Below are 20,828 nucleotides of genomic sequence, written 5' to 3' on the forward strand. Positions count from 1 at the left end.
TCACTTCGACATATCGCGATCGGCCTCGGCGACCAGCCAGTCCCAAAGCCCAATCACCACTGGATGCCGAAGGTTGCGTGGATGGGCGACCAGCATGAAGGGTTTTGTCGACGCCATCCCCCTGTCGCCGACCAGAACCAGTTCGCCACGCGCCAGCCGCTCGGACGCGAGATTGACGCTGCCAAGGCAGACGCCGAAGCCGCGTGCGGCGGCATCGAGCATGACCCCGGAATCGGAAAAGTTCAGGCCGTTGACGAGCTCGCCACCATCCATCCCTTCAGCCAGAAACCATCTCTGCCAGTCGTCCTCGGTCTCGTCGTGCAACATGGGAAAATCGAGGAATGTCCGCGCATCCGGAGCCGCCGGCATCCTGTCCCGCAACGACGGTGAGCACATCGGCCAGACAGTGTCGGTGAACAGGGTGACCGAGACCATCCCATCCCAATTGCCGCGTCCATGGGTGACCATGATGTCGACTTCGGATTCCGTCAGGTCGATTTCCTCCACCGTCGTCACCAGCCACGGCTCCATGTCGGGGTGGTCGGCCTGAAGTTGGGCCAGCCGTGGCATGTACCAGCCGGAAGCGAAGGATGGCGGCATCGCCAACACGACAGATCCGGGCTTGGTGTAGAAGCCCAGCCTGCGAACACCCAGGCGGAGCGTTTCCAGGCTAGCGGCCACGGTGCCGTGGAAATCCCGCCCGGCATCGGTGAGTTCGACACGCCGGTTGAGGCGCATGAACAGCGGCTGCCCTAGATGCTCTTCCAGTGCCCGCACCTGATGGCTGACCGCCGATTGGGTCATGTTCAGCTCCTGCGCCGCCAGTGAGAAGCTGGACAGCCGCGCCGCGGCCTCGAACCCCGCCATGGCCGCCATCGGCGGCAGGTTTCGATACGGGTTCGCATGAGGATTTTTCATCGAATACCTGAAGGATTCGCGTTTGCGGCCGCATGATCAGGCTCATACCCTCACATCCAGCTCAAGATGATCGCCGCAGCGACATCTATTGATGAGCAATTTTAATCCTGAGGTCAATGATGCGACATGCCGAAGACATGGTTACACCGAAACAGTCCGGGTTCCGGATGCCGGCGGAATGGGAGCATCATGAGCGCAGCTGGATGATGTGGCCGACCCGGGCCGGATTCTGGGACGATATCGCCGCCACCAAGCGCGACTATGTCGGCGTCGCCCATGCCATTCGCGAGTTCGAGCCGGTGACGATGGCCGTGCGGCCACAGGATGCGGCCGAGGCCCGTTCGATGCTCGGCGGAGACATTGAGCTGGCGATCACACCCATCGACGATTCCTGGGCCCGCGACGCCGGCCCCTGCTTTGTTGTGAACGATCTAGGCGCTCGGGCCGGTGTGAACTTCAGGTTCAATGCCTGGGGTGGCAAATATCAGCCACATGACAAGGACGACGCCTTCGCGAGCTATGTGTTGGCACAGGCAAATGCCAAGACCTTTGACTCGCGCCTGATTGCCGAAGGCGGTGGCGTGTCGGTCGATGGCGAAGGCACCATCCTCACCACCGAAACCTGCTTTCCCAACAGCAACCGCAACCCTGACTGGTCGCGTGACGAGATCGAGCGCGAGCTGAAGGAAATGCTTGGCGGTGACAAGGTGATCTGGCTGCCGGGCAACGCGGAGGAAACGGAAACCGACGGCCATGTCGACGGCATCGCCACCTTCGTCGCGCCAGGCGTCGTGCTGGTCGAGGGCGCCGGAGACGCGTCTTCACCGTGGCATGACATCAACCTGGCCAACATAAAGGCGCTCGAAGGCCAGACCGATGCCAAGGGACGGCGCATCAAGCTCGTCACCATTCCGGAGGCGCTTGAGGCCGAGTCTGTCGGCGACCGGTTCTGCCGGTCCTATGTCAATTCCTACCTGGTCAATGGCGGCGTGATCATGCCTCGCTATGGCATTCGTAGCGACGATCTGGTGCGCGAGACGTTTGAGGCGCTGTTCCCAGGCCGCACCGTGCGCCAGGTCCCGATCGCCAACATCGCCGTTGGCGGCGGCGGCATCCATTGCATCACGCAGCAGGAGCCGGCGGCATGACCGCGAGCGCGAATGCCAGAGCCCTGGCAGGGCTCGATGCATTGTTCGGCATGGGCAAGACACCGGGTGAACTCGGCTTCGTCATGCCGATCGAAACGGCCGAACACGCCTGCTGCTGGATGGCCTGGCCGCATGACGATCACCCGGAGGTGTGGGGCAGATCAATGCCCGCCGTACAACGGACCTTCGTCCGTGTCGCGAGCGCGATCCGCCAGTTCGAACCGGTCAAGGTCGTGGCGCATCCGGATGTTGCCGCCGATGCACGCAGGGCCCTGCCCCGCACGATCGATGTCGTGGCACTTCCCCAGGACGATATCTGGTTTCGCGACACCGGCCCGCTGTTCGTGAAGGACCCGGACAACCGGATCGTCGCGTCCAGGCTGGTCTTCAACAGTTGGGGCGGCAAATTCCCCGACTATGACGACGACGCCAGAGTCGGCGAAGCGCTCGCCCGCCGGCTGTCGATGCCGGTCTACGTCTCACCGTTGTGCGGTGAGGGCGGCGGCATTCATGTCGACGGCAAAGGCACGGCGATCACCACCGAAACCTGCCTTCTCAACGCCAATCGCAACGCCGGCATGTCGCGCCAGGATGTGGAGACGGAGTTGTTTCACAGCCTGGGTGCCCGCAAGGTCATCTGGTTGCCCGGCGACGACGCGGAATGGATCACCGACGGCCATATCGACGGCATGCTGACCTATTGCGCGCCGGGCAAGGTCATCTTCGAGAACAACCCGGACGCGGCAAATCCCCGCCACAAGGTCTGCCAGGAAAACCTGCGTGCGCTGCGCGGCCAGACCGATGCCGACGGCAACGAGATCGAGATCGGCTTGGTCGACGAGGCCTACATGGTCGAGGCCGACAACGATCACACAGCACTTTCCTACGTCAACGCCTATATCGCGAATGGCGGTGTCGTTGTTCCGTGCTTCAACACCAAGACGGACGAACCGGCGCGACGGGTTTTCGAGAAAGGTTTTCCCGGCCGCAGGATAGTGCCGGTCGACATTCTCGACATCTGTCCCGGAGGCGGCGGCATTCACTGCATCACCCAGCAACAGCCAGCGTGAGCGCGCGATGACCGTCTTCCAGTCGCTCGTGCTCGAAGGGGAAAGCCGCAGGCTCGAGCAGCCCGCGGACCTCTCCATCGGCGGCCTGCTTGGCACGGCGGCTCTGGTCGACCAGGAGGTCCTGCGCCTGATCGCCGACGCGATCGCGGCAGTCGGGTCGAGCGAATTCCCCGCGGCAATCGCGCGGCTATGCCTGCACGTGACGCATTTCGACAGCGCTTTCATGTGCGCGTTTTTCGCCGGCCACAAGCCGCTGCCGATCTACAGTGACCTAAACGAGGAACAGGACCGGCGAACCGTCATTCCTTATCTCGGCTTCGCTTATCTGCTCGATCCCTTCTATGAATTGAGCAGCCAGCTGGCGGGCGACCGCGTGGTCGGGCTCAATGATTGCGCCCCCGACGATTTCCGTTCCTCGGACTATTATCGGATGTTCTACGCCGACACCGGCCTCAGCGACGAGTTGGGTGTGCTTGTCAGTTTCGGCGCCGATGCCAGCGTTCTGATTTCACTCGGCTCCCGTGACGAGCGAATTCATTGCTCGGCACGTGCGAAGGCAACATTGGGAGCGCTAGTCGACGTGATCGCCAACCTGTGCCGGCAGAATTGGCCGCGTCTGGCGCCGACATCGCAGAACGGCCTGCCACGCCGTGACAATCACCTGGAGAAGGCGTTCGAAATGTTCGGAACGTCAGTGCTCAGCAATCGCGAGAGCGAGATCGTGCGCCTGATCCTCAAGGGCCATTCCAGCAAATCGACGGCCCGGGTTCTCGGCAACAGCCCGGAGACGGTCAAGGTTCATCGCAAGCGCATCTACGCCAAGATGCGGATTGCATCGCAAGGCGAACTGTTTTCTATCTTCCTGCGGGCGCTGTCCTGCATGCCGCCCGACGGCCAGGATGATCCGCTGGTCTATCTCGAGGATTTCTCCACGCCAACGAAATGAAATGCGCGATCCGCGAACAGGACGCGCTATTGCGGTGTCGAGAGCCGGTGCCTGGCCAGTGCACGCGTGATGATCACCACAGTGGTGACGACCACCATCACCACCGAGATGGCGGCAATGACGGGATCGACGTTCAGGCGCAGATTGTCCCAGATAAGCTTCGGCAGCGTGATGACTTGCACACCGCTGGTGAACAGCGTCACCGAGCTCTCTTCCCAGGACAGGATGAAAGCCAGGAACCAGGCGGACAGGATGCCGGTTCTCAGATTGGGCAGCACAACGAGGAAGATGCTCTGTGTTGTCGAAGCGCCGAGATTTCGCGCCGCCATCTCCAGGCTTCGATCGAGCTTGGCGAAGGCGCTCAGCATGGCAATGACGGCGAATGGCAGCGTCATGATGGCATGGCCGATCACGAGACCCGCGATCGTGTCCAGCAAGCCAAGCCTGGCCAGCAGGAAATAGAGGATGATGGCCGAGGTGACCGGCGGAACCACCATCGGCAGCAATGCAAACCCAACGAAGAGCGCGCCGGCCCGCGGTCGGCGCAGCCACAGCCCCAGGCCGAAGCTGGTTGCCAGCGCCGTTGCCAGGATGCTCGAAACCAGCGCGATGGTGAAGCTCGTGCCGATGCTCGAAAGCCACGCGCCGTCTTCAAAGAGCGCGCGGTAGTGGCGCAATGACCATTCGCCATCGGGCAGCGACAGGAAGCGCTTGGCGGTAAACGAAACCGGGATGACCGCGACCAGCGGCAGCAGCAGGAAAGCCGCGGCGAGATAGGCCAATGCGCCGCCAAGCCTGGAACGTCCGAACATCAAGCCCTCCCCTTCATCCAACGAAGCTTCTGACGCCTAGGAGCCTGTAGGCCAAGCCAACAATGGCTCCGATCAGCAGCAGCAAGACAACGCTCATCGCGGCTCCCAGACCCCAGTTTGTTGTCTGGAACATCTGCACGAAGACAGCCTCGGCAACCATGACGACGCGCCCGCCGCCCAGAATGGCAGGCGTGACGAAGAAGCCGACCGAGAACACAAGCACCATGACGAAAGCCGCGAAAACGCCAGGCATGGACAAGGGCAGAAAAATCTTCCGGAACACGGTGGCCGGATCGGCCCCCAGCCCATGCGCCGCTAGCAGGATCCTACGGTCGATCTTACGCATCACGGTCGCCATCGGGAACACCGAGAACGGCACCATGAAATGCACCATGCCGACGATCACGGCGAACTCGTTTCGTCCGGTGCCAAGCGGTTCGGTGATCACATGCGCGGCCATCAGGAAGCTGTTGGCCATACCATTGTCACGCAGAATGATCAGCCAACCGAAGGCGCGCACCAGTACCGAAATCCAGAACGGGATGAAGATGCAGACCTCCAAGATGGTCTGCCGCAGGCGCGAGCCCATCACCCAATAGTAGCTCAGGCAATAACCGACCAGCACAGTGATCGTCGTCGAGATGACGGCGATACGCAAGGTGCGCAAAAACACGTTGGTCATGTCGCCGCCGGACAGGATCCGCCAGTACTGGGCAAATCCGATCTCAGGCTGCGTCACGCTCCAGCTGACGACACCGGCGAACGGCACGACATAGAGCGCGAGCAAAAGCACGGGGAGCGTCCACAACAAGGCCTGGATGCCGAGGCTATCATTTCCTGTTCGCGACGCTCCCGCCATTTTCAGCCGCCTACCATGGCGAGGTACCTGTCCAACGCCTTGTCCGAGTTGACGGCATACCAGTCCATATCCATGGCGACCTGCAGGGCGCGGTTTTCCGGTGCGCTGCAGTCGAGCCGCTTCAACTTGGCTGGAACCGATGCGTGTGCCGCCGGGTTGGCCGGCCCGCTGCCGAGCGTTTCGAGCAGGACGACCTGCCGCGCCGGGTCCTGGCACCAGGCAATGAACTTCATGGCCGCTTCCTTGCCAGCCGGATTGCCCTTGATCACCGCCCAGCCCGAGGGCGCCATGATGCCTTGCGCGTAGGTCCAGGAGACGGCGCCATTGGTGTCGGTCTCGACGAGATTGGCGCGCGTGTGCCAGACCAGCCCCATCGAGGCCTCGCCGTCGCGCAGCAATTGCTGGCTCTCGGCGCCCGAGTCCCAATAGCTAACGATGTGGGGCTTGAGCTCTTCAAGCTTGGCGAAGGCACGGTCCATGTCGAGCGGATAGAGCTTGTCCATCGGCACGCCATCGGCCATCAAAGCGGCTTCCAGACTGCCGGCCATCCATTTGTACATCGTGCGCTTGCCGGGGTACTTCTTCACATCCCAGAAATCGGCCCAGGATTTTGGCGGGTCGCCGGCGAATTTGCTGGCGTCATAGGCGATGACATAGCTGAAGAAGTAATTCGCGATGCTGTATTCGTAAGCGAAGCCGTCTTCGACCTTGGCCTTATCAACCACGGCATAGTCGATCTTCTCGACCATGCCGGCCTGCCCCAGCGATTTGGTCGCGCCCGGGTCGGCATCGCAGATATCCCAGTGCACCGCACCGCTGTCGAACTGCGCCTTCATCGCACCCTTGGTCGATCCCGAGCCATCGATCTTTACGGCCAGACCGGCGCTCTGCGAGAAGCCATCGGTAAAAGCGGATTTGAAGGCGGGCACGGCATCGCCGCCCCAGTTGGTGACGACGAGGTCGCCGCCGGCCGCCTTGGCCATATGGCCGCCGGCGACAGAGAAGGCTCCGAGAGCCACCAGTCCGGTCAGGAACGTTCGGCGGTCGATCGTACCGTCCGCCAGCTTTTCCTTGAGAACGATCAGGCAATCCTGCTTGAAGTGATTTTCCATGTTCCACCCATTTGTTGTTGTTAAAGGCTCAGTGAAGTCTCTGGGATTATGCGTCCGCGCATGCGTGGCCAGGTCACCCAGGCCGGTTTGCCGATCTCGATGCAGGACGCCTGTCCGGCACCGTGCGTTGCAATCAACTCGGAGCCGTCAGCAGCGGCCAGTTTCAGGATCGTGCTTCCGCCCTGATAGACCCGCGCGCGCAAAACAGCGCGAACGCCATCCTCATCAGGCGCGGGACCTTCCTCGCGCACGTCGAGGAACTCCGGACGCACCGACAACAAGGAACTCGTTGCGCCCTCCACGGCTGGCGCGCTCAGCACCTGGCCGCTGAATTCCCCAATGATGCTGCCATGCTGACGGCGCGGGTTGTTCAATCTGAAGATGTTGATCGAGCCGAGGAACTCGGCGGTGAACCTGTCGCAAGGCGCCGAATACAGCCGCTCCGGCGTATCGATCTGGATGATGTTGCCGTGGTTGAAGATGGCGATGCGATCGGACAGCGCCAGCGCCTCGTTCTGGTCGTGCGTGACGAAAACGAAGGTGGTGCCGGTCTTGCGATGCACCTCCTTGAGCTCGAACTGCAACTGCTCGCGCAGGTTCTTGTCCAGCGCCGACAGCGGTTCGTCCAGCAGCAGAAGCTCAGGCTTGAACACCAGGGCACGTGCAAGCGCGACGCGCTGCTGCTGTCCGCCCGACAGGTTCTGCGGCCGTTTCGATTGATGGCCGTCGAGCCCGACCAGATCGATCATCCCGGCGACGCGGGCTTGCCGCTCGCGCTTCAGAATGCCGCGAACCCGCAGGGGAAAGCCGATGTTGTCAGCCACCGTCATATGCGGAAACAAGGCATAGCCCTGGAAAACCATGCCGAAGTTCCGGCGGTCCGCCGAAACGCCAGTGATATCGACTCCATCCTTGGTGACCATGCCGGTGCTTGGTTTCTCGAACCCCGCAAGGATCATCAGCAGCGTCGTCTTGCCCGAGCCGGACGGGCCGAGAAAGGTCAGGAACTCGCCCCGGCTTATGTCGAGGTCGACGTGGTTCAAGGCGTTGAACGTACCGAACGCCTTGCCGACACCGACCATCTTGATGTGACTGGTCACGGCTCTGCTCAATCGACACGGTCGCGGATCAATGGACATGTCGAGCAGTGGATGCCGCCGCCGTTGAGCTGCACCTTGTCGTAGTCGATCTCGATGATCTCGACGCCGTGGCCTTCCAGGGCGCGGCGTGTGCCCGCCGACAGTCCCCTTGGCATGATCACCCGGCCCGGCCGGACAGCCAGACCGTTGACCACCCAGCTGTTGTCGTCCTCGGTGATCTCGACGGTCTTGATGCCGAGTTCCTTCAGCCGCTCCAGAAAGACGAATGACAAGCCGCGCGGCGAGACGAGCGCCAGATGTGTATCGACCATCAGGAAATGGCCATCGATATGGATGTCATAGCCGGAGAGGTCCACGACGATCGTTTCCACGCCCTGATGACGCAGCACGTCCGCGATCTGCGCGATGCCCTGGTCGTTGACGCGGATGCCGCGGCCGATCACGGCCGTGCTGCTGTTCAGCCAGGCAAAGCTGCCGCCTTCGGCCATGGCCGTGCCATGTAAGGTGCGCAGGATCGGCATGCCGGCCTTGGCCAGCGTTCGCGTGACCGGCAGTTCCTCGCCGTGACGCATGCGCGGTGCAAGCCGTGCGACAATGGCGCCGCCCTTGATGGCAAAGGAAGAATCGCGGGTGTAGACGGACTTGAAGCGCCCCTGCCCGACGCCCTCGAGATAGATCACCTCTGCGCCTTCGGCGCGCAGCACATCCGCCAGGGTGTCATGCTGGGCCTGCAATTCCGACAGCTCCGGTATGCGGTCACTTTGCCAGTACCAGCCCTTTTCCAGATCGCCGAAGGTGCCGGTCGTATCGATGCGCTTGCCGCGGTCGATGACGCCGAACTCATCGCCGGGCCGGTGCATCAGCACGGCCCTGATCTGACCGACGTCGTTGTCGCAGCCCCAGTTGCGCGACCACAAGGCTGTCAGGCGATCGACGGATTCGAATGCCGGTTCGGGCTCCGATCCGAACAGCTTGATCGTGTCCGAATAATGCGACTTGTTTTTCTGTTCCAACGCTTTCGATCCTCTCCCTCAGTTTCAGACACACGCCGACCGGGCGCGGGCTCGTACCCGGCAAGGCCTTCGCCTGCATCGGTCTGGAACTTGTCGGGGGATCGTAGGCGTTGACTTTTTTTCCATCAAACGAAAAGAATTATGTCAAAATCGGAATTTAACTCACACTGCCGCCGCACGATTTGCCGTTACATTGGAGCATCCCATGAGTGACCTGCCACCGCTGAATGCCTTGCGCGCCTTCGAGTCCGCCGGCCGCAACCGGAGCGTCAGCCGAGCGGCCGACGAACTTTTCGTGACGCATGGAGCAATCAGCAAACAGTTGAAGTCGCTGGAGCAGCATCTCGGCCTCGAACTTATCGATGGCGTGCGCGGTGGTATCTCGCTGACGCCAGAGGGCCAGGCGCTGCTCGACCAACTTTCGAAGGCGTTTGACAGCCTCTCGCTCGCGGTTCGCAATGTGCGTCGCGGTGAGATCGTCGGCCGGGTCAAGGTGATCTGCATGCCGTCTTTCGCGACGCATTGGCTGATCCCGAAACTGTCGCGCTTTGTCACCCGCTATGCCGACGTCACGCTGACAGTGATGCCACCGACGGACGACGATCCGTTCCGCGACCCTGACGTGGATGTTGCGATCATGTTTGGCCGGCCCCGCTGGCCGCATCTCAATGTTCGCCTGCTGAAGCAGATGGAGCTATTTCCGGTCTGCAGCCCGGTTCTGCTGAGTGGCGAGAACAAGATCCGCCGTTCGTCGGATCTGCTTCGCCACGTCCTGCTGGATGATCCCGAGAACACCCATTGGATCGAGTGGTTCTCGCTCATCGGCAATGCCAGTGCGAGGGACGCGCGCCGTCTCTGCTTCACCGATTTCAATCACAATCTGGCGGCCGCGCGTGCTGGGCTCGGCGTTGCGTTGGGTGACAATGTCACCAGCGCCGAGGACCTCGCAAGCGGCGCCCTGGTCAGGCCGTTGAAAGAAGCCCTGCGCCCACAAAACAACGCTTACTACATCCTCACCCCGGCCGGCAGCGTGATGTCCAAGCCGGCTCAAGCTTTTCTGGAGTGGCTGACGACGGAAACAACAAAAAATGAGATGCCGTCCGTGTCGGCATGACCTCGACGGCCAGTCACCCTGACGGGTTATAACGGCATTCGGTTGAGTGAGCTATTTGAAGGGATCAGCCGTGATCCGAATGCGACATTCGCTCCGCCAGCGCGAATGCAAGGAAAACAAGGAGCAAGACGACCTGCACACCGCACAACAGCAAAATCTTGGTTACATCCAGATTGGTGACATCCAGCGACATTTCGAGCAGGTTGATGGCCGATATCGCAGCGATGGTTCCCGAGAATTTGGTCTTCAGGCCGGCAAAACTCAGATTGTTGAACCAGCTTTTCTCCTGCGTTTCGTCAGGGTGCTGAACAAAATTCGCAAAGCCGGACAGCATCACCATCACGATCAGTCCGGCGACCAGCGTGGCGTCGATCAGGCCAAGCGCTTTCAGCACCGCATCAATGTCGTCGACATAGGGGATCGAGAGAATGAACGACCAGAGCTTGCGGATGAAGATGATCGAGAAAGCGACGAGCGAGAGCGCCAGTCCGCCGTAAAACACAAGCAGAAACCAGCGAAACAGGGCCAGGATGCCGTAGACCGGTGTTGCCTTCATGAGTCCCCTGCCTTCATCTCTTTTGGCGTGCGCTTGACGCAGTCTATCTCATTCAGACTTTCGCGCCGAGATGCGTTCTCGCGCCGGCCCCGACCCCGCCGCAATGCAGGCTGAATGTCAACGATACTTCCAGCACCGAGAGCAGCGCTGCCTTCCAATCGTGATGCCCAGATCGCAAACAAGGAGTTCCTCATGACAACGCGACGCGGTTTTTTGAAACGCACAATGCTGGTTTCAGGAGGAGCTTTCATGACAGGCACGCTTGCAAGTGGCTTCACCGGGGCGGCGCGGGCGCAAGATGAAACGTGGCACATGCCGGATGAGGGTGCCGCCCATGCCGCCACCTGGATGGCCTTCGGTCCCAGCGAGGAGATATGGGGCAAAAAGCTGCTTGCCGTGGCCAGGCAAAACCTGGCCAGCATAGCCAAGGCGATCGCGGCGCATGAGCCTGTGAAAATGCTCGTGCGCGAAGAGGATCATGACATCGCCGCGCGCCTGTGTGGGCCTTCGGTCACTCTGGTGATTCAGCCAATCGACGATTTGTGGATGCGTGATACCGGCCCGGTGTTCGTCAAAGACAAGACAGGGCAGTCCGGCGCCGTAGGCTTCAATTTCAACGGCTGGGGCAACAAGCAGGAACACGATGAGGACGCAAAGGTCGCCGGCTTCATCGCCGGTTCGGTCGAGGCCAAATTCCTCGGGACCGATCTGGTGCTCGAAGGCGGCGGGCTCGAAGTCGATGGCGAAGGCACGGCCATCATCACCGAGAGCTGCGTGCTCAACGCCAACCGAAATCCGGGCGTGAGCAAAGCCCAATGCGAGGCGGAACTGTCTCGCCTGCTCGGGTTGAAAAAGATCATCTGGCTGCCCGGGATCGCCGGCAAGGATATCACCGACGGCCATACCGACTTCTACGCCCGATTTGCCAGCCCAGGCGTGGTCGTTGCCGGCCTGGACCCGGATCCATCCTCCTATGATCACGCGGTGACCAAACGGCATCTGGAAATCCTGCGGGAATCCACCGATGCCAACGGACGCAAACTGAAGGTCGTCGTGTTGCAAGGTCCATCGACCGTGCGCAGCAAGTACGAAAACGACCAGTTCGCGGCGGGCTACATCAATTTCTACGTTTGCAACGGCGCTGTCGTCGCACCGGAGTTCGGCGATAAGGACGCAGATGGCAAGACACGCGATGCGTTGCAGGAGTTGTTCCCGGACCGGGAGATTATCCAGCTGAACATCGATGGGATTGCGGCAGGCGGCGGCGGCATCCATTGTACGACACAACAGCAACCTGCCTAGAGCGATCCTAACCGTGGCACACGGCACTGGCTTGCATCGACTGCTCGGCGACTTCATTGCATGAGAAGACATGGATCATTTTGATCTCGGTGCCTACCAGCGTCCCATCTCCACCCGCTCAACGGAAACCCAGCGCTGGTTCGATATCGGCCTGAACTGGTGCTACGGCTTCAACCACGAGGAAGGCATCAAGTGCTTTGAAAAAGCGCTTGAAACGGACCCGGGTTGCCCAATGATTCACTGGGGCATCGCCTATGCCGCCGGACCTTTCTATAATCTGACCTGGAAGGAGCATGGCGAAGCCGAGGCCAACCGTGCAGCCAAGCTCTGTTTCGAACATGTCCAACTGGCGCGCGCCAACGCCGCTTCCGCCAGCGACGTGGAAAGGCGCCTGATAGAGGCGCTGGCTTGCAGGTTTCAAAAACCACATGGCGTGACGCCGCCTGAATTCGAGCGATGGGACGATGCCTATGCCGCCGAGATGCGGCGCGTCTACCAAAGCTTTCCCGACGACCATGATGTGATGGCGCTGTTTGTCGAAGCGCTGATGATGCGCACAGTGCGGCGCCTGTGGAACCTCAAGACGGGAGAGCCGGCGCCGAATTCGGATGTCCTTGAGGCGCTTGAAGTTTGCGAGCGATCAATCCGGCTTGCCGATGACACAGGCGCTGCACAGCATCCGGCGATCATTCACCTTCACATCCATCTTCTGGAGATGTCGACCCTGCCGGAGCGCGGTATGCGCTCGGCGGATCTGCTCGGCACGATGTGCCCGGATGCCGGACACATGAACCACATGCCGGGGCATATTTACGTTCTGTGCGGCGAGTATGAGAAAGCGAAACTTGCCAGCGAAAAGGCGGTACGCGCCAACGATCTCTATCTCGCCCATGCTGACGAGCCGACCTACTATCTGCTCGGCTGCTGCCACGACCTGCATCTGATGATGTTCACCTGCTTGTTCCTCGGCCAGTCCAGGCCGGCGCTATGGGCCGCCGATCAGGTGCGCGGCCTGGTGACGCGCGAAGTCGTCAGCATCCCGGACCGGCCCAAGCTCACCCAGACGGTGGAAGGCTACCACGCGATGAAATCGCATGTGCAGGTGCGCTTTGGCCGCTGGCAGGAGATCATCGACGAACCGATGATCGACGCGCCTGAGCTTTACGTCGTGACCACCGCGATGCAGCACTACGCCAAGGGGGTCGCGCATGCGACGCTGAAGGATTTCGCCAGGGCGGAAGTGGAGCGCGAACGGTTCCATCGGCATCTGGCCGGTATCCCGCAGACGCGGCGTTTCCTAAGCAATCCCACGCATGCCTCGCTTGCGGTTGGCGCTGCGTTGCTTGACGGCGAGCTGGCCTATCACAAGGGCCGGCATGACGATGCCTACCGCCATCTGCGGCAAGCGGTCGAGCTTGACGACAACCTGTCCTACACCGAGCCTTGGGCGTGGATGCACCCGCCGCGCCACGCGCTGGCCGCGCTGCTTCTGGATCAGGGCCACGCGCAAGAGGCCGAGCAAGTCTATCGTGACGATCTCGGCCTGAGCGGCAAGGTGCAGCGCTGCGCGCAGCACCCCAACAACGTGTGGGCGCTGCACGGGCTGGTCGAATGCCTGAAACTACGCGGCGAGGCCGAAGACTCGCCGGCGCTGGAGACGGCGCTCGCCGCAGCATTGGCCAAGGCGGACGTGCCGATCAGCTCGTCATGCCTGTGCCGGACGAATGTGCCGTCAGAACACAGCTGCTGTCATTGAGCTGGCCTTCGGGCAATTCATCTCCCAATCACGGAATGCTGAAGGGCACCGAGTCCGCAACCGTCCCGTCGATCAGCAAATCGACACGATAGGTTCCCACCGGCCATCCCGCCGTCGGTTTGCTGAGCTGCGAATCCGCCTGATTGTTCGATCCGACATCGAGGTCGACCTTGTCGATGGTGTAGTTGTCCGGTGCAGCGCCGTGAGAATCGACCGAGATCCAGGAGAATGTGATCTTCGATGTGGGTTCGACATCCACCAAGTCAGCCGATATGTAAATCACCGGGGTGTCGGCAGGGAAATTGCTCTGGGGCGTATCCCCGTCCTTCGTCGCGGAAAGGACAATGTTGTCGAAACCGGCCGCTTGGGCCGCCATGTCAAAACCGAAGGCCATCAAGGCGGCGATGGCTAGAACCAGAGTTGATTTCAAGACTTGCTCCATGGGCTTGGTCACTGCGCGCCCCGCAAATCAGATAGCGGGTCGGCGTTGGTGGTAAGGCATATAGTCTCGCATTGCCAGAGTAGGGTCAGCGGCCCTGCACGAGTTTTCGGATCGTCTGAACCACATATTGAAATCGGAGATCCGCTGGCGCTGAACGTCTTTGCGGATTGGCCCGGGCGGACGTGCTGCTATCCAAACTGGGTGATCTGACACAGACAGGGATTTGCAAACCGCGCGGAATTTGATCCAACCTGCGGCAGGGGTGAACAATGCATCAAGGGGTGGGATGAAAATGCGTTTTGTGTCCGTTGCTGTTTGCTCGTTGCTGTTCAGCGGAAAGGCCTTCGCGGGCTGGTACCACGTGGAAAATTACGAGGGTTTTCTTGGGCCAAATCCCATTCACTTTTCCATTCAGACATATGACGGCTTTGGCAGTGGGATTACGGTCGAGGGAAGCTATTTCCAGGATGCCAAGCAGACCCCCATCACGATCTATGGCAGGGTCAGCGACGGCAAGCTCGGCCTTTGCGAGATTTCAGACGACAAGGAATTCTATCGGATCCTGACGATGGGTTCAAAGACACCTGTCGACACCAGCGGATGCCCGTTTTCCCTGGAGATGAATGAAACCGGCGCGACCGGGACCTGGAGCAAAGGCACGGAAAAATATCCTGTCACGCTCAAGAAGGTGGCGAGCCTTGACGACACCCACGACCAGAAGATCGACGGAAGCGTCGATATCCCCTTCTGGGCACAGACCGCCACCGAGAGGTTTTCAGGAACCTACACGAGTACAGGCGCCGGAATTTGCATGGAAAAAATGCAGGTCATCCACAAGCGCAGCGGCAGGGTCGCGCAGGAGATCAGGTTCAAGGACGAGGACTGCAATGCGGGCATGCTGATGACGCCCATATACGAGAATGTCCAGAAATTTACGGAAAAGAGTTCAGATACCATCTCGGTGAATTTTCGGGACGGCCGCGCCGGATATTCGATGGACTATGTTTTCAACAAAAAGACCAAGAAATATCAGCACGTGAAATAGGCGGTGATGCCTCCTATGACGCGGCCTTGGCCGGCACCGCGGCCCTCAAAAGCATGCCGAACAGGTCGCGCGGCTCGGCGAGCATGTCGAGTTCCTGGTATAGCCCGGTCGAGCGCAGCTGGTCCCTGACATAGCGCAGCGTTGAAAAATCCTCGATGGCGAAGCCGACGGAATCAAACAGCGAGATCTGAGTGGCATCGCGCCGGCCTTAACCGGCGAATTCCGTCAGGAGCCGCTCGACGCCGATCTGCGGCACCACCTTCATCATATGGTCGACGCTGACGGCCGGAACGATGTTGAGATTGACGATCGTGGCCTTGCTGTCCTCCGCCTTTCAGAGGGCAATCAGTCTTTGCGATGCGCGTTGTGCCCCTGCATCATCGTTGCCAAAGCCGGATCGCCGTGTTCCAGCTTCTCGATGGCGCCCAGGGTGTCGTAGAGCCGCTCATCCTGCCCCATCTTGAACTTCGCCTCGATCCGGTCGATCGGCAGGTCGAAGCCGATTATGTGGGGCATGCGCCGTTCCATACCGCCAGGACCGAGCTCGCGCATACGCCAGCGGTCTTCACGGTCTTTCTCCAGAACATCAACAAGCCTGAGCAGATGCCGTGCCGTGGCGTGATCATCGAGCGGCACCGGCCTGCCATGGCAATGAACGACAGCGAAATTCCAGGTCGGCGCGCTGTCGCGCACCGGGTTGCGCGGGTACCAGGACGGCGAGATATAGCCATGCGGCCCCTGGAAGACCGCGATGGTCTCCCTGCCCTCGGCGATCAGCGCGCTGTGCGGATTCTGCCTGGCAAGATGCGAGATCAGGGTGCCGTTCGAGCCCCTGTCCCGGTCGAGCACGAAAGGCAGATGCGAGGCGACAAGGCCTTGCGGTCCCGAGGTCACGACGGTGGCGAAGGCCGCCGCCTCGATCAGATCGAACACCGCCTCGCGCGACAGCGGCGCGAATTCTGGCTTGCTGTACATGTGCACTAACTGCGCTGTACACGCACGGCCGGGATGAGGCCTTGCGGGCGAAGCAGAAGCACGGCGATCACGCCCGACAGAACGATGGCATCACGATAGGGCGCAACCGCGGCCGGCAGCGTCGCCTGCAACAGCACCTCGATGATGCCAAGCAGGAAGCCGCCTGCTACAGCACCCGGCAGGCTGCCTAGGCCGCCGACGACAGCGGCGATGAACGCTTTCAGCACCGGGGTGAAGCCCATCAACGGGTCAACCGAGGCGCGCTGCGCAACCCACAGCATCGCCGCCAACCCGGCAAGCAGGCCGGAGAGCAGGAAGGCTGTGGCGATGATGCGGCTGGCCGGAATGCCCATCAGCCGCACCACATTGAAGTCCTCGGCAGCGGCTCGCATCGCCGTGCCGGTCACCGAACGGCGCAGGAAGACTTCCAGCGCAATCAGGGCCAAAGCCGAGACGACGATGGAGATGCTAGGCCCAACGCCGATGGTGAAGTCGCCGAAGGAGAAGGCGCCGGTCATCCAGCTGGGCATGGCAACCGCTTGCGGCCGCGCTGAAATGCCGTTCTGGAACACGACTTTCAACAGGCTGGAAACCGCGAAACTGGTCAACAGCAGGCTGGTGACGCTGGCGCCGCGCATCGGCCGGAACGCGATGCGCTCCATGGCAACCGCCGCCAGCGCACCACAAGTGACAGCGACGAGCACCGCTACCGGGAACGGGAGACCGAGCACCAGTGAAGCCAGTAGCGCGTAACCCGACAGGGTCATCAGTTCGCCATGGGCGAAGTTGATCAGGCCGACGATGGAAAAGACGATCGCCAGGCCCAGCGCCAGCAGCGCATAGACGCCGCCGAGGCTCACCGCATTGATGATCTGCTGCGCGACCATGCTCTAGGCTCCCAGGTAAGCTTGACGGACAAGGTCCGAAGTGGCGAGTTCTTTTGCCGTGCCCGACAGCACCACCTCGCCATTGGCAAGAACGACGGCGCGGTCGGCGATCTCAAGCGCCAGCGCCACATTCTGTTCGACCAGAAGAATGGTCAGGCCCTTGTGGCGCAATTCGGCGATGAGGTCGAAGACGGTATCAATTAATTGCGGGGCAAGGCCGAGCGACGGCTCGTCGAGCAAGATCATGCGCGGCTTGCTCATCAAGGCGCGGGCGATCGCCAACATCTGCTGCTCGCCGCCGGAGAGATTGCCGCCTTTGACGCGATGATAGCGGCGCAGGATCGGGAACAGTTCCAGCATTTCCTCCTCGCGCGCCCTCGCCTCGACCGCCGGCAGATGCACGGCGCCTCCAAGGCGCAGATTGTCGGCCACGGTGAGGCTGGCGAAAATGCGGCGCCCTTCCGGCACCAGCGAGACGCCCTTGCGGGCGATCGCCTCCGGCGTCAGGCCAGTAATATCGACACCGTCGAAGACCACTTTGCCCGCGGCTGCCGGCACCAGCCCGGCGATGGCGCCGAGCGTCGAGCTCTTGCCGGCGCCATTGGCGCCGACCAGTGCGATGATCTCGCCACTGTCGACTGTGAGGTCGACGCGGCGCACCGCCTCGACTTCGCCGTATCGGATTTTCAGGGCTTCGACGCTCAGCATGACATCACGGCGCGGGAACGTCGGCAGCGGCGGGGATCATGGTTTCGACGTGCTTCTGCTCGCCGCCTTCGTAGCGCATCAAGGCCACCGGCCTGAGCGGCATGCGATCAGTGCCGGCATAGGTGATCTTGCCGGTGATGCCTTCGAAATCCTTGAGGCCGGCAATGGCGTCGCGCACCGCCTTGGGGTCATCGGTGCCGGCGGTCTTCACCGCCTGGTCGAGGATCAGGCCGATTTCGTAGCCATTGACCTCATAGGTCGATTCCGGTGCGTGGCCGGCATATTTGGTGAAGGCAGCGTTGAAGGCTTCCAGCTTGCTGCCCGGCTCGGCATAGCCGGCCGCCGTATAGACGACACCATCGACCAGCTTGCCCAGTGCCTTGATGGTCGGCGTGCCGATGGCATCCGCGCCGTAGACGGGGATGGTGACGCCGGCGCCGCGCAATTGCTGGATGAAGGCGGGGAAGTCAGGCTCGTAGGCCGCCGTCATGATCAGGTCCGGCTTGTCGGCCAGGCCCTTGATGTTGGTAATCTCGGCGGAAAAGTCAGGCTGCCCCATGGTAAAAGTGCCGCGTCCGACAATGGCGCCGCCCTTTTTCTCGAACACTTTGCCGAAATACTCCGGCAGGTTGGCGGTGTAGGTTGTGTCCGGCGAGGTCAGCAGGAAGACCTTCTTCTTGCCTTCGGACAGCGCGAAGTCGGCCACCGCTGTCGCCTGCACATTGTCGGCGGGATAGGTGCCGAACATGACATCGCCAACCGCACCGGTCAGCACCGGTGCCGAGCCGCAGAGCGTCAATGTCGGAATGCCAAGCGGCTGGGTAAGCTGGCCAGCGGAGATCGAGGGATCGGCATCGCAAGGCGTGATCATGATCTTGGCGCCGGCGTCGATCAATTCCTGGGTGACCGTCGCGGTTTGCGCGGTGTCGGAACGGGTGTCCTTGATCAGCAGCTTGACGGTGTATTTGCCGCCGAGCCCGCCCTTGGCGTTGAGCTCCTCGAGCGACATGCGAAGCCCGGCGAGCGCGGGCTGATCATACGGAGCGAGAACACCTGTCTGGGCGGTCGCGGCGCCGATGATAATTTCCTCGGCGGAAGCCGCCGAAACAAATGTCGTGCCGAACACCGCAGCGCAGAGCGCGGCACGGTGAAGATGATACAGGCTTGGCATATCGGTTCTCCTTCTGGATTTTTATGGTTGGCTTGTTGTCGTTGAGGTCATGCAGGCTGGGGTTCAGGTGCCGTCTTGGCGCGGGCGGTGCGGCTGCCGAGATAGGCGGCGATCACCGCCGGGTTCTTCTGCACATCGGTTGGGACGCCGTCGGCGATGACGCGGCCATGGTCGATGACGACGATGCGCTCGCACAGGTTCATCACCAGCCGCATGTCATGTTCGATCAGCACCACGCCGATACGGCGCTCAGTGCGGACCGCTGAGAGGATCGAGACCAGTTCGGCGGTTTCGACCGCGTTCATGCCAGCTGCCGGCTCATCGAGCAGCAGGAAGCGCGGCTTCAAGGCCAGTGCGCGCGCCACTTCCAGCCGCCGACGCTGGCCATAAGCCAGCCTGGCGGCAGGCTGATCGGCAAATTTGTCCAGGCCCATGCGGGCCAACTCGCGCATCGCCGCCGCCTCGGCCTGGCCTAGATCAGATTCAATCTGGCGTGCCGCGACGACGACATTCTCCAGAACGGTCATTTGCGGGAAGACGCGGATATTCTGAAAGGTGCGGGCAATGCCCGAGCGGGCAAAGCGGAAGGCAGAGGCTTGTTTCACCGCGCCGCCCAGCGAAACAGTTCCCGCGCTTGGCTCGACATCGCCGGCCAGCATGTTGAGCAGCGTCGTCTTACCGGCGCCATTCGGGCCGATGATGCCGGTGATGCTGTCGGTCGTGAAGCTGAGCGTGACATCATCAACGGCAACGACACCCGCATAGCGTCGCGACAGATGGTCCGCCGCCAGCCGGTCATTGCCTACATGCTCAGGCGGTGCAGCCGAAGCCGTCACGGCCTGGCGTCCTGAACGGCGCAGGAAATTCAGTTCGCGATCACCGAACAGCCCGGTCGGCCGCCGCCAGATGACCAGGATCATGGCGACCGCCAGGACGCCCTGGGTCAGGCCGAACATGACCGGAAGATGCAGGCCCAGCACCTCGCCGCCGCCTTCGAAACGGCGCACGATTTCAATCACCACAATGGTGACGACGACGCCGGCGAAAGCACCGAGCGACGAACTCATGCCGCCGACGATCAGCATGGCGAGCAAGGTGAAGCCGAGGTCGAAGTAGAAATCGCGCGGCGAGAAGGCGCCGAGGAATTGCGCCATCATGGCTCCGGCCGCCATGGCGGCAACGGCGCCGACCACCCAGGCGGCGAGCCTGGCCGTACGCTGGTCAACGCCCACGGCAGCGGCACCACGCTCGTCATTGGCGGCGGCGCGAGTGCCGAGACCAAATGCGGTTTCGCGAAACAGCCTTGCCGCCACCAGCGCCACGGCAGCGATCGTGATTGCCGTCCACAGCCCAACCTCGCGGGGCACCCCGTAGAAGGGCTGGCTGCCCCTGGTGATTTCGCGCCCGGCGACCAGCAGCGTGTAGACGATGATCAGCATGGCCAGCGTTGCGATCGATGCACTCGATCCGGTCAGCCTGAGCAGCGGCGTCCCTGTCAGAAGGCCGATTGCCACCGCGAGCACCAGCACGACAGCCAGTGCCGCGAAGAAAGACAGTTCATGGCCAGCCAGAAACTGCGGTAGGTCACGCAGAGCCGTGCGCTGCAGCGCCGCCGGCATGGTCAGGATGCCTGTGGCATAGGCGCCAAGCCCGATGAAGGCGGCATGGCCGAACGAAACAATGCCGCTGTTGCCGGAAAATATCTGCAGGCCAAGCACCGCCGTCAGCATGATCGCGGCATAGGTGACGACGCGCTGCATGGCCGCGCCGCCGAAGATATAGGCGGCGAGCGCCACCAGCAGCAAAGCCGCCACCATGCACAAGGCATCGGCGGTTGCGTTGCGGAATGCCGCCGGCATGAAGCGGCGTGCCTTGCTCTCGTTCATTGTAACCG

General features: G+C 61.6%; 20 protein-coding genes and 1 pseudogene. 7 read left to right on the top strand and 14 right to left on the bottom strand.

Features of this window, described 5'->3' with window-relative positions; all coding sequences use genetic code 11:
- Positions 1 to 918 carry a LysR substrate-binding domain-containing protein gene (locus GA829_RS25100; RefSeq protein ID WP_195175276.1) on the bottom strand — a complete coding sequence of 306 codons (918 nt, stop codon included), beginning with the start codon at positions 916 to 918 and terminating at the stop codon, positions 1 to 3.
- Positions 919 to 1,037: 119 nt separating this feature from the next.
- Here GA829_RS25100 and GA829_RS25105 point away from each other — a divergent pair, with 119 nt between their 5' ends.
- From GA829_RS25105 to GA829_RS25115, 3 genes are read left to right on the top strand one after another with little or no spacing between them, the layout of a single operon-like run.
- On the top strand, positions 1,038 to 2,066 hold the full coding sequence (locus GA829_RS25105; RefSeq protein WP_210337695.1) for an agmatine deiminase family protein: 1,029 nt from the start codon (positions 1,038 to 1,040) through the stop codon (positions 2,064 to 2,066).
- Positions 2,063 to 3,136: an agmatine deiminase family protein gene (locus tag GA829_RS25110; RefSeq protein ID WP_195175277.1), complete on the top strand. Its 1,074-nt coding sequence runs from the start codon at positions 2,063 to 2,065 to the stop codon at positions 3,134 to 3,136. Before GA829_RS25105 ends, GA829_RS25110 begins: the two co-directional genes overlap by 4 nt.
- 7 nt (positions 3,137 to 3,143) lie before the next feature.
- Positions 3,144 to 4,082, top strand: coding sequence for a helix-turn-helix domain-containing protein (locus tag GA829_RS25115; protein ID WP_195175278.1), 939 nt, complete (start codon positions 3,144 to 3,146; stop codon positions 4,080 to 4,082).
- A 26-nt stretch (positions 4,083 to 4,108) separates the two neighbouring features.
- Here the strand turns inward: GA829_RS25115 and GA829_RS25120 are convergent, their stop codons facing one another.
- The 5 genes from GA829_RS25120 to GA829_RS25140 form a co-directional block, all read right to left on the bottom strand.
- Complete coding sequence (locus GA829_RS25120) at positions 4,109 to 4,894, bottom strand: ABC transporter permease (RefSeq protein WP_195175279.1); 786 nt, start codon at positions 4,892 to 4,894, stop codon at positions 4,109 to 4,111.
- 13 nt (positions 4,895 to 4,907) lie between these two features.
- Complete coding sequence (locus GA829_RS25125; protein WP_258051900.1) at positions 4,908 to 5,687, bottom strand: ABC transporter permease; 780 nt, start codon at positions 5,685 to 5,687, stop codon at positions 4,908 to 4,910.
- Positions 5,688 to 5,755: 68 nt separating this feature from the next.
- Positions 5,756 to 6,865, bottom strand: a complete 1,110-nt coding sequence (locus tag GA829_RS25130) for an ABC transporter substrate-binding protein (RefSeq protein ID WP_195175281.1) — start codon at positions 6,863 to 6,865, stop codon at positions 5,756 to 5,758.
- A 20-nt stretch (positions 6,866 to 6,885) separates the two neighbouring features.
- Positions 6,886 to 7,965 carry an ABC transporter ATP-binding protein gene (locus tag GA829_RS25135; protein ID WP_308462127.1) on the bottom strand — a complete coding sequence of 360 codons (1,080 nt, stop codon included), beginning with the start codon at positions 7,963 to 7,965 and terminating at the stop codon, positions 6,886 to 6,888.
- An 8-nt stretch (positions 7,966 to 7,973) separates the two neighbouring features.
- Positions 7,974 to 8,978 (bottom strand): dimethylarginine dimethylaminohydrolase family protein, encoded by a 1,005-nt coding sequence (locus GA829_RS25140; protein WP_195175283.1) that lies wholly within the window; start codon positions 8,976 to 8,978, stop codon positions 7,974 to 7,976.
- On the opposite strand from GA829_RS25140, the gene GA829_RS25145 reads away from it, so the two are divergent.
- A complete protein-coding gene (locus tag GA829_RS25145; protein WP_195175284.1) occupies positions 8,962 to 10,092 on the top strand; it encodes a LysR substrate-binding domain-containing protein in 1,131 nt (376 codons plus the stop codon). The genes GA829_RS25140 and GA829_RS25145 overlap by 17 nt on opposite strands.
- A gap of 64 nt (positions 10,093 to 10,156) precedes the next feature.
- On the opposite strand, the gene GA829_RS25150 is transcribed toward GA829_RS25145, so the two are convergent.
- A complete protein-coding gene (locus tag GA829_RS25150) occupies positions 10,157 to 10,648 on the bottom strand; it encodes a YqhA family protein (RefSeq protein ID WP_195175285.1) in 492 nt (163 codons plus the stop codon).
- Positions 10,649 to 10,897: 249 nt separating this feature from the next.
- Between GA829_RS25150 and GA829_RS25155 the strand changes: the two genes are divergently transcribed.
- Together GA829_RS25155 and GA829_RS25160 are read left to right on the top strand one after the other, a co-directional pair.
- The gene (locus GA829_RS25155; protein ID WP_258051901.1) at positions 10,898 to 11,950 is read left to right on the top strand and encodes an agmatine deiminase family protein; all 1,053 of its coding nucleotides are present in this window, start codon (positions 10,898 to 10,900) and stop codon (positions 11,948 to 11,950) included.
- A 70-nt stretch (positions 11,951 to 12,020) separates the two neighbouring features.
- The gene (locus GA829_RS25160; protein ID WP_195175287.1) at positions 12,021 to 13,706 is read left to right on the top strand and encodes a tetratricopeptide repeat protein; all 1,686 of its coding nucleotides are present in this window, start codon (positions 12,021 to 12,023) and stop codon (positions 13,704 to 13,706) included.
- A 28-nt stretch (positions 13,707 to 13,734) separates the two neighbouring features.
- Here the strand turns inward: GA829_RS25160 and GA829_RS25165 are convergent, their stop codons facing one another.
- On the bottom strand, positions 13,735 to 14,160 hold the full coding sequence (locus GA829_RS25165; RefSeq protein ID WP_258051902.1) for a hypothetical protein: 426 nt from the start codon (positions 14,158 to 14,160) through the stop codon (positions 13,735 to 13,737).
- Positions 14,161 to 14,434: 274 nt separating this feature from the next.
- Between GA829_RS25165 and GA829_RS25170 the strand changes: the two genes are divergently transcribed.
- Positions 14,435 to 15,193, top strand: coding sequence for a hypothetical protein (locus GA829_RS25170; protein WP_195175288.1), 759 nt, complete (start codon positions 14,435 to 14,437; stop codon positions 15,191 to 15,193).
- Positions 15,194 to 15,206: 13 nt separating this feature from the next.
- On the opposite strand, the pseudogene GA829_RS25175 reads toward GA829_RS25170, so the two are convergent.
- The 6 genes and pseudogenes from GA829_RS25175 to GA829_RS25200 form a co-directional block, all read right to left on the bottom strand.
- A pseudogene (locus GA829_RS25175) lies at positions 15,207 to 15,401 on the bottom strand (ornithine cyclodeaminase); the annotation flags it as partial.
- A gap of 137 nt (positions 15,402 to 15,538) precedes the next feature.
- Positions 15,539 to 16,168, bottom strand: coding sequence for an FMN-binding negative transcriptional regulator (locus tag GA829_RS25180; RefSeq protein WP_195175289.1), 630 nt, complete (start codon positions 16,166 to 16,168; stop codon positions 15,539 to 15,541).
- Positions 16,169 to 16,173: 5 nt separating this feature from the next.
- The gene (locus GA829_RS25185) at positions 16,174 to 17,055 is read right to left on the bottom strand and encodes a branched-chain amino acid ABC transporter permease (RefSeq protein ID WP_195175290.1); all 882 of its coding nucleotides are present in this window, start codon (positions 17,053 to 17,055) and stop codon (positions 16,174 to 16,176) included.
- Between the two features lie 3 nt (positions 17,056 to 17,058).
- Entirely contained in the window at positions 17,059 to 17,763 is a 705-nt protein-coding gene (locus GA829_RS25190) for an ABC transporter ATP-binding protein (RefSeq protein ID WP_195175291.1), read from the bottom strand.
- A gap of 4 nt (positions 17,764 to 17,767) precedes the next feature.
- Positions 17,768 to 18,934 (bottom strand): ABC transporter substrate-binding protein, encoded by a 1,167-nt coding sequence (locus tag GA829_RS25195; RefSeq protein ID WP_195175292.1) that lies wholly within the window; start codon positions 18,932 to 18,934, stop codon positions 17,768 to 17,770.
- A gap of 47 nt (positions 18,935 to 18,981) precedes the next feature.
- Positions 18,982 to 20,820: a branched-chain amino acid ABC transporter ATP-binding protein/permease gene (locus GA829_RS25200; RefSeq protein WP_258051903.1), complete on the bottom strand. Its 1,839-nt coding sequence runs from the start codon at positions 20,818 to 20,820 to the stop codon at positions 18,982 to 18,984.
- Positions 20,821 to 20,828 lie beyond the last annotated feature (8 nt).

Source organism: Mesorhizobium sp. INR15 (genome assembly GCF_015500075.1).
Taxonomy (GTDB): Bacteria; Pseudomonadota; Alphaproteobacteria; order Rhizobiales; family Rhizobiaceae; genus Mesorhizobium.

What these genes read in the sequence shown, in the direction of transcription:
- GA829_RS25105 (WP_210337695.1), top strand. Translation starts at nt 1,038, where the DNA reads ATGCGACATGCCGAAGACATGGTTACACCGAAACAGTCCGGGTTCCGG.
- GA829_RS25155 (WP_258051901.1), top strand. Translation starts at nt 10,898, where the DNA reads ATGACAGGCACGCTTGCAAGTGGCTTCACCGGGGCGGCGCGGGCGCAA.
- GA829_RS25115 (WP_195175278.1), top strand. Translation starts at nt 3,144, where the DNA reads ATGACCGTCTTCCAGTCGCTCGTGCTCGAAGGGGAAAGCCGCAGGCTC.
- GA829_RS25150 (WP_195175285.1), bottom strand. Translation starts at nt 10,648, where the DNA reads ATGAAGGCAACACCGGTCTACGGCATCCTGGCCCTGTTTCGCTGGTTT.
- GA829_RS25110 (WP_195175277.1), top strand. Translation starts at nt 2,063, where the DNA reads ATGACCGCGAGCGCGAATGCCAGAGCCCTGGCAGGGCTCGATGCATTG.
- GA829_RS25190 (WP_195175291.1), bottom strand. Translation starts at nt 17,763, where the DNA reads ATGCTGAGCGTCGAAGCCCTGAAAATCCGATACGGCGAAGTCGAGGCG.
- GA829_RS25195 (WP_195175292.1), bottom strand. Translation starts at nt 18,934, where the DNA reads ATGCCAAGCCTGTATCATCTTCACCGTGCCGCGCTCTGCGCTGCGGTG.
- GA829_RS25200 (WP_258051903.1), bottom strand. Translation starts at nt 20,820, where the DNA reads ATGAACGAGAGCAAGGCACGCCGCTTCATGCCGGCGGCATTCCGCAAC.
- GA829_RS25185 (WP_195175290.1), bottom strand. Translation starts at nt 17,055, where the DNA reads ATGGTCGCGCAGCAGATCATCAATGCGGTGAGCCTCGGCGGCGTCTAT.
- GA829_RS25120 (WP_195175279.1), bottom strand. Translation starts at nt 4,894, where the DNA reads ATGTTCGGACGTTCCAGGCTTGGCGGCGCATTGGCCTATCTCGCCGCG.
- GA829_RS25100 (WP_195175276.1), bottom strand. Translation starts at nt 918, where the DNA reads ATGAAAAATCCTCATGCGAACCCGTATCGAAACCTGCCGCCGATGGCG.
- GA829_RS25180 (WP_195175289.1), bottom strand. Translation starts at nt 16,168, where the DNA reads ATGTACAGCAAGCCAGAATTCGCGCCGCTGTCGCGCGAGGCGGTGTTC.
- GA829_RS25160 (WP_195175287.1), top strand. Translation starts at nt 12,021, where the DNA reads ATGGATCATTTTGATCTCGGTGCCTACCAGCGTCCCATCTCCACCCGC.
- GA829_RS25170 (WP_195175288.1), top strand. Translation starts at nt 14,435, where the DNA reads ATGAAAATGCGTTTTGTGTCCGTTGCTGTTTGCTCGTTGCTGTTCAGC.
- GA829_RS25130 (WP_195175281.1), bottom strand. Translation starts at nt 6,865, where the DNA reads ATGGAAAATCACTTCAAGCAGGATTGCCTGATCGTTCTCAAGGAAAAG.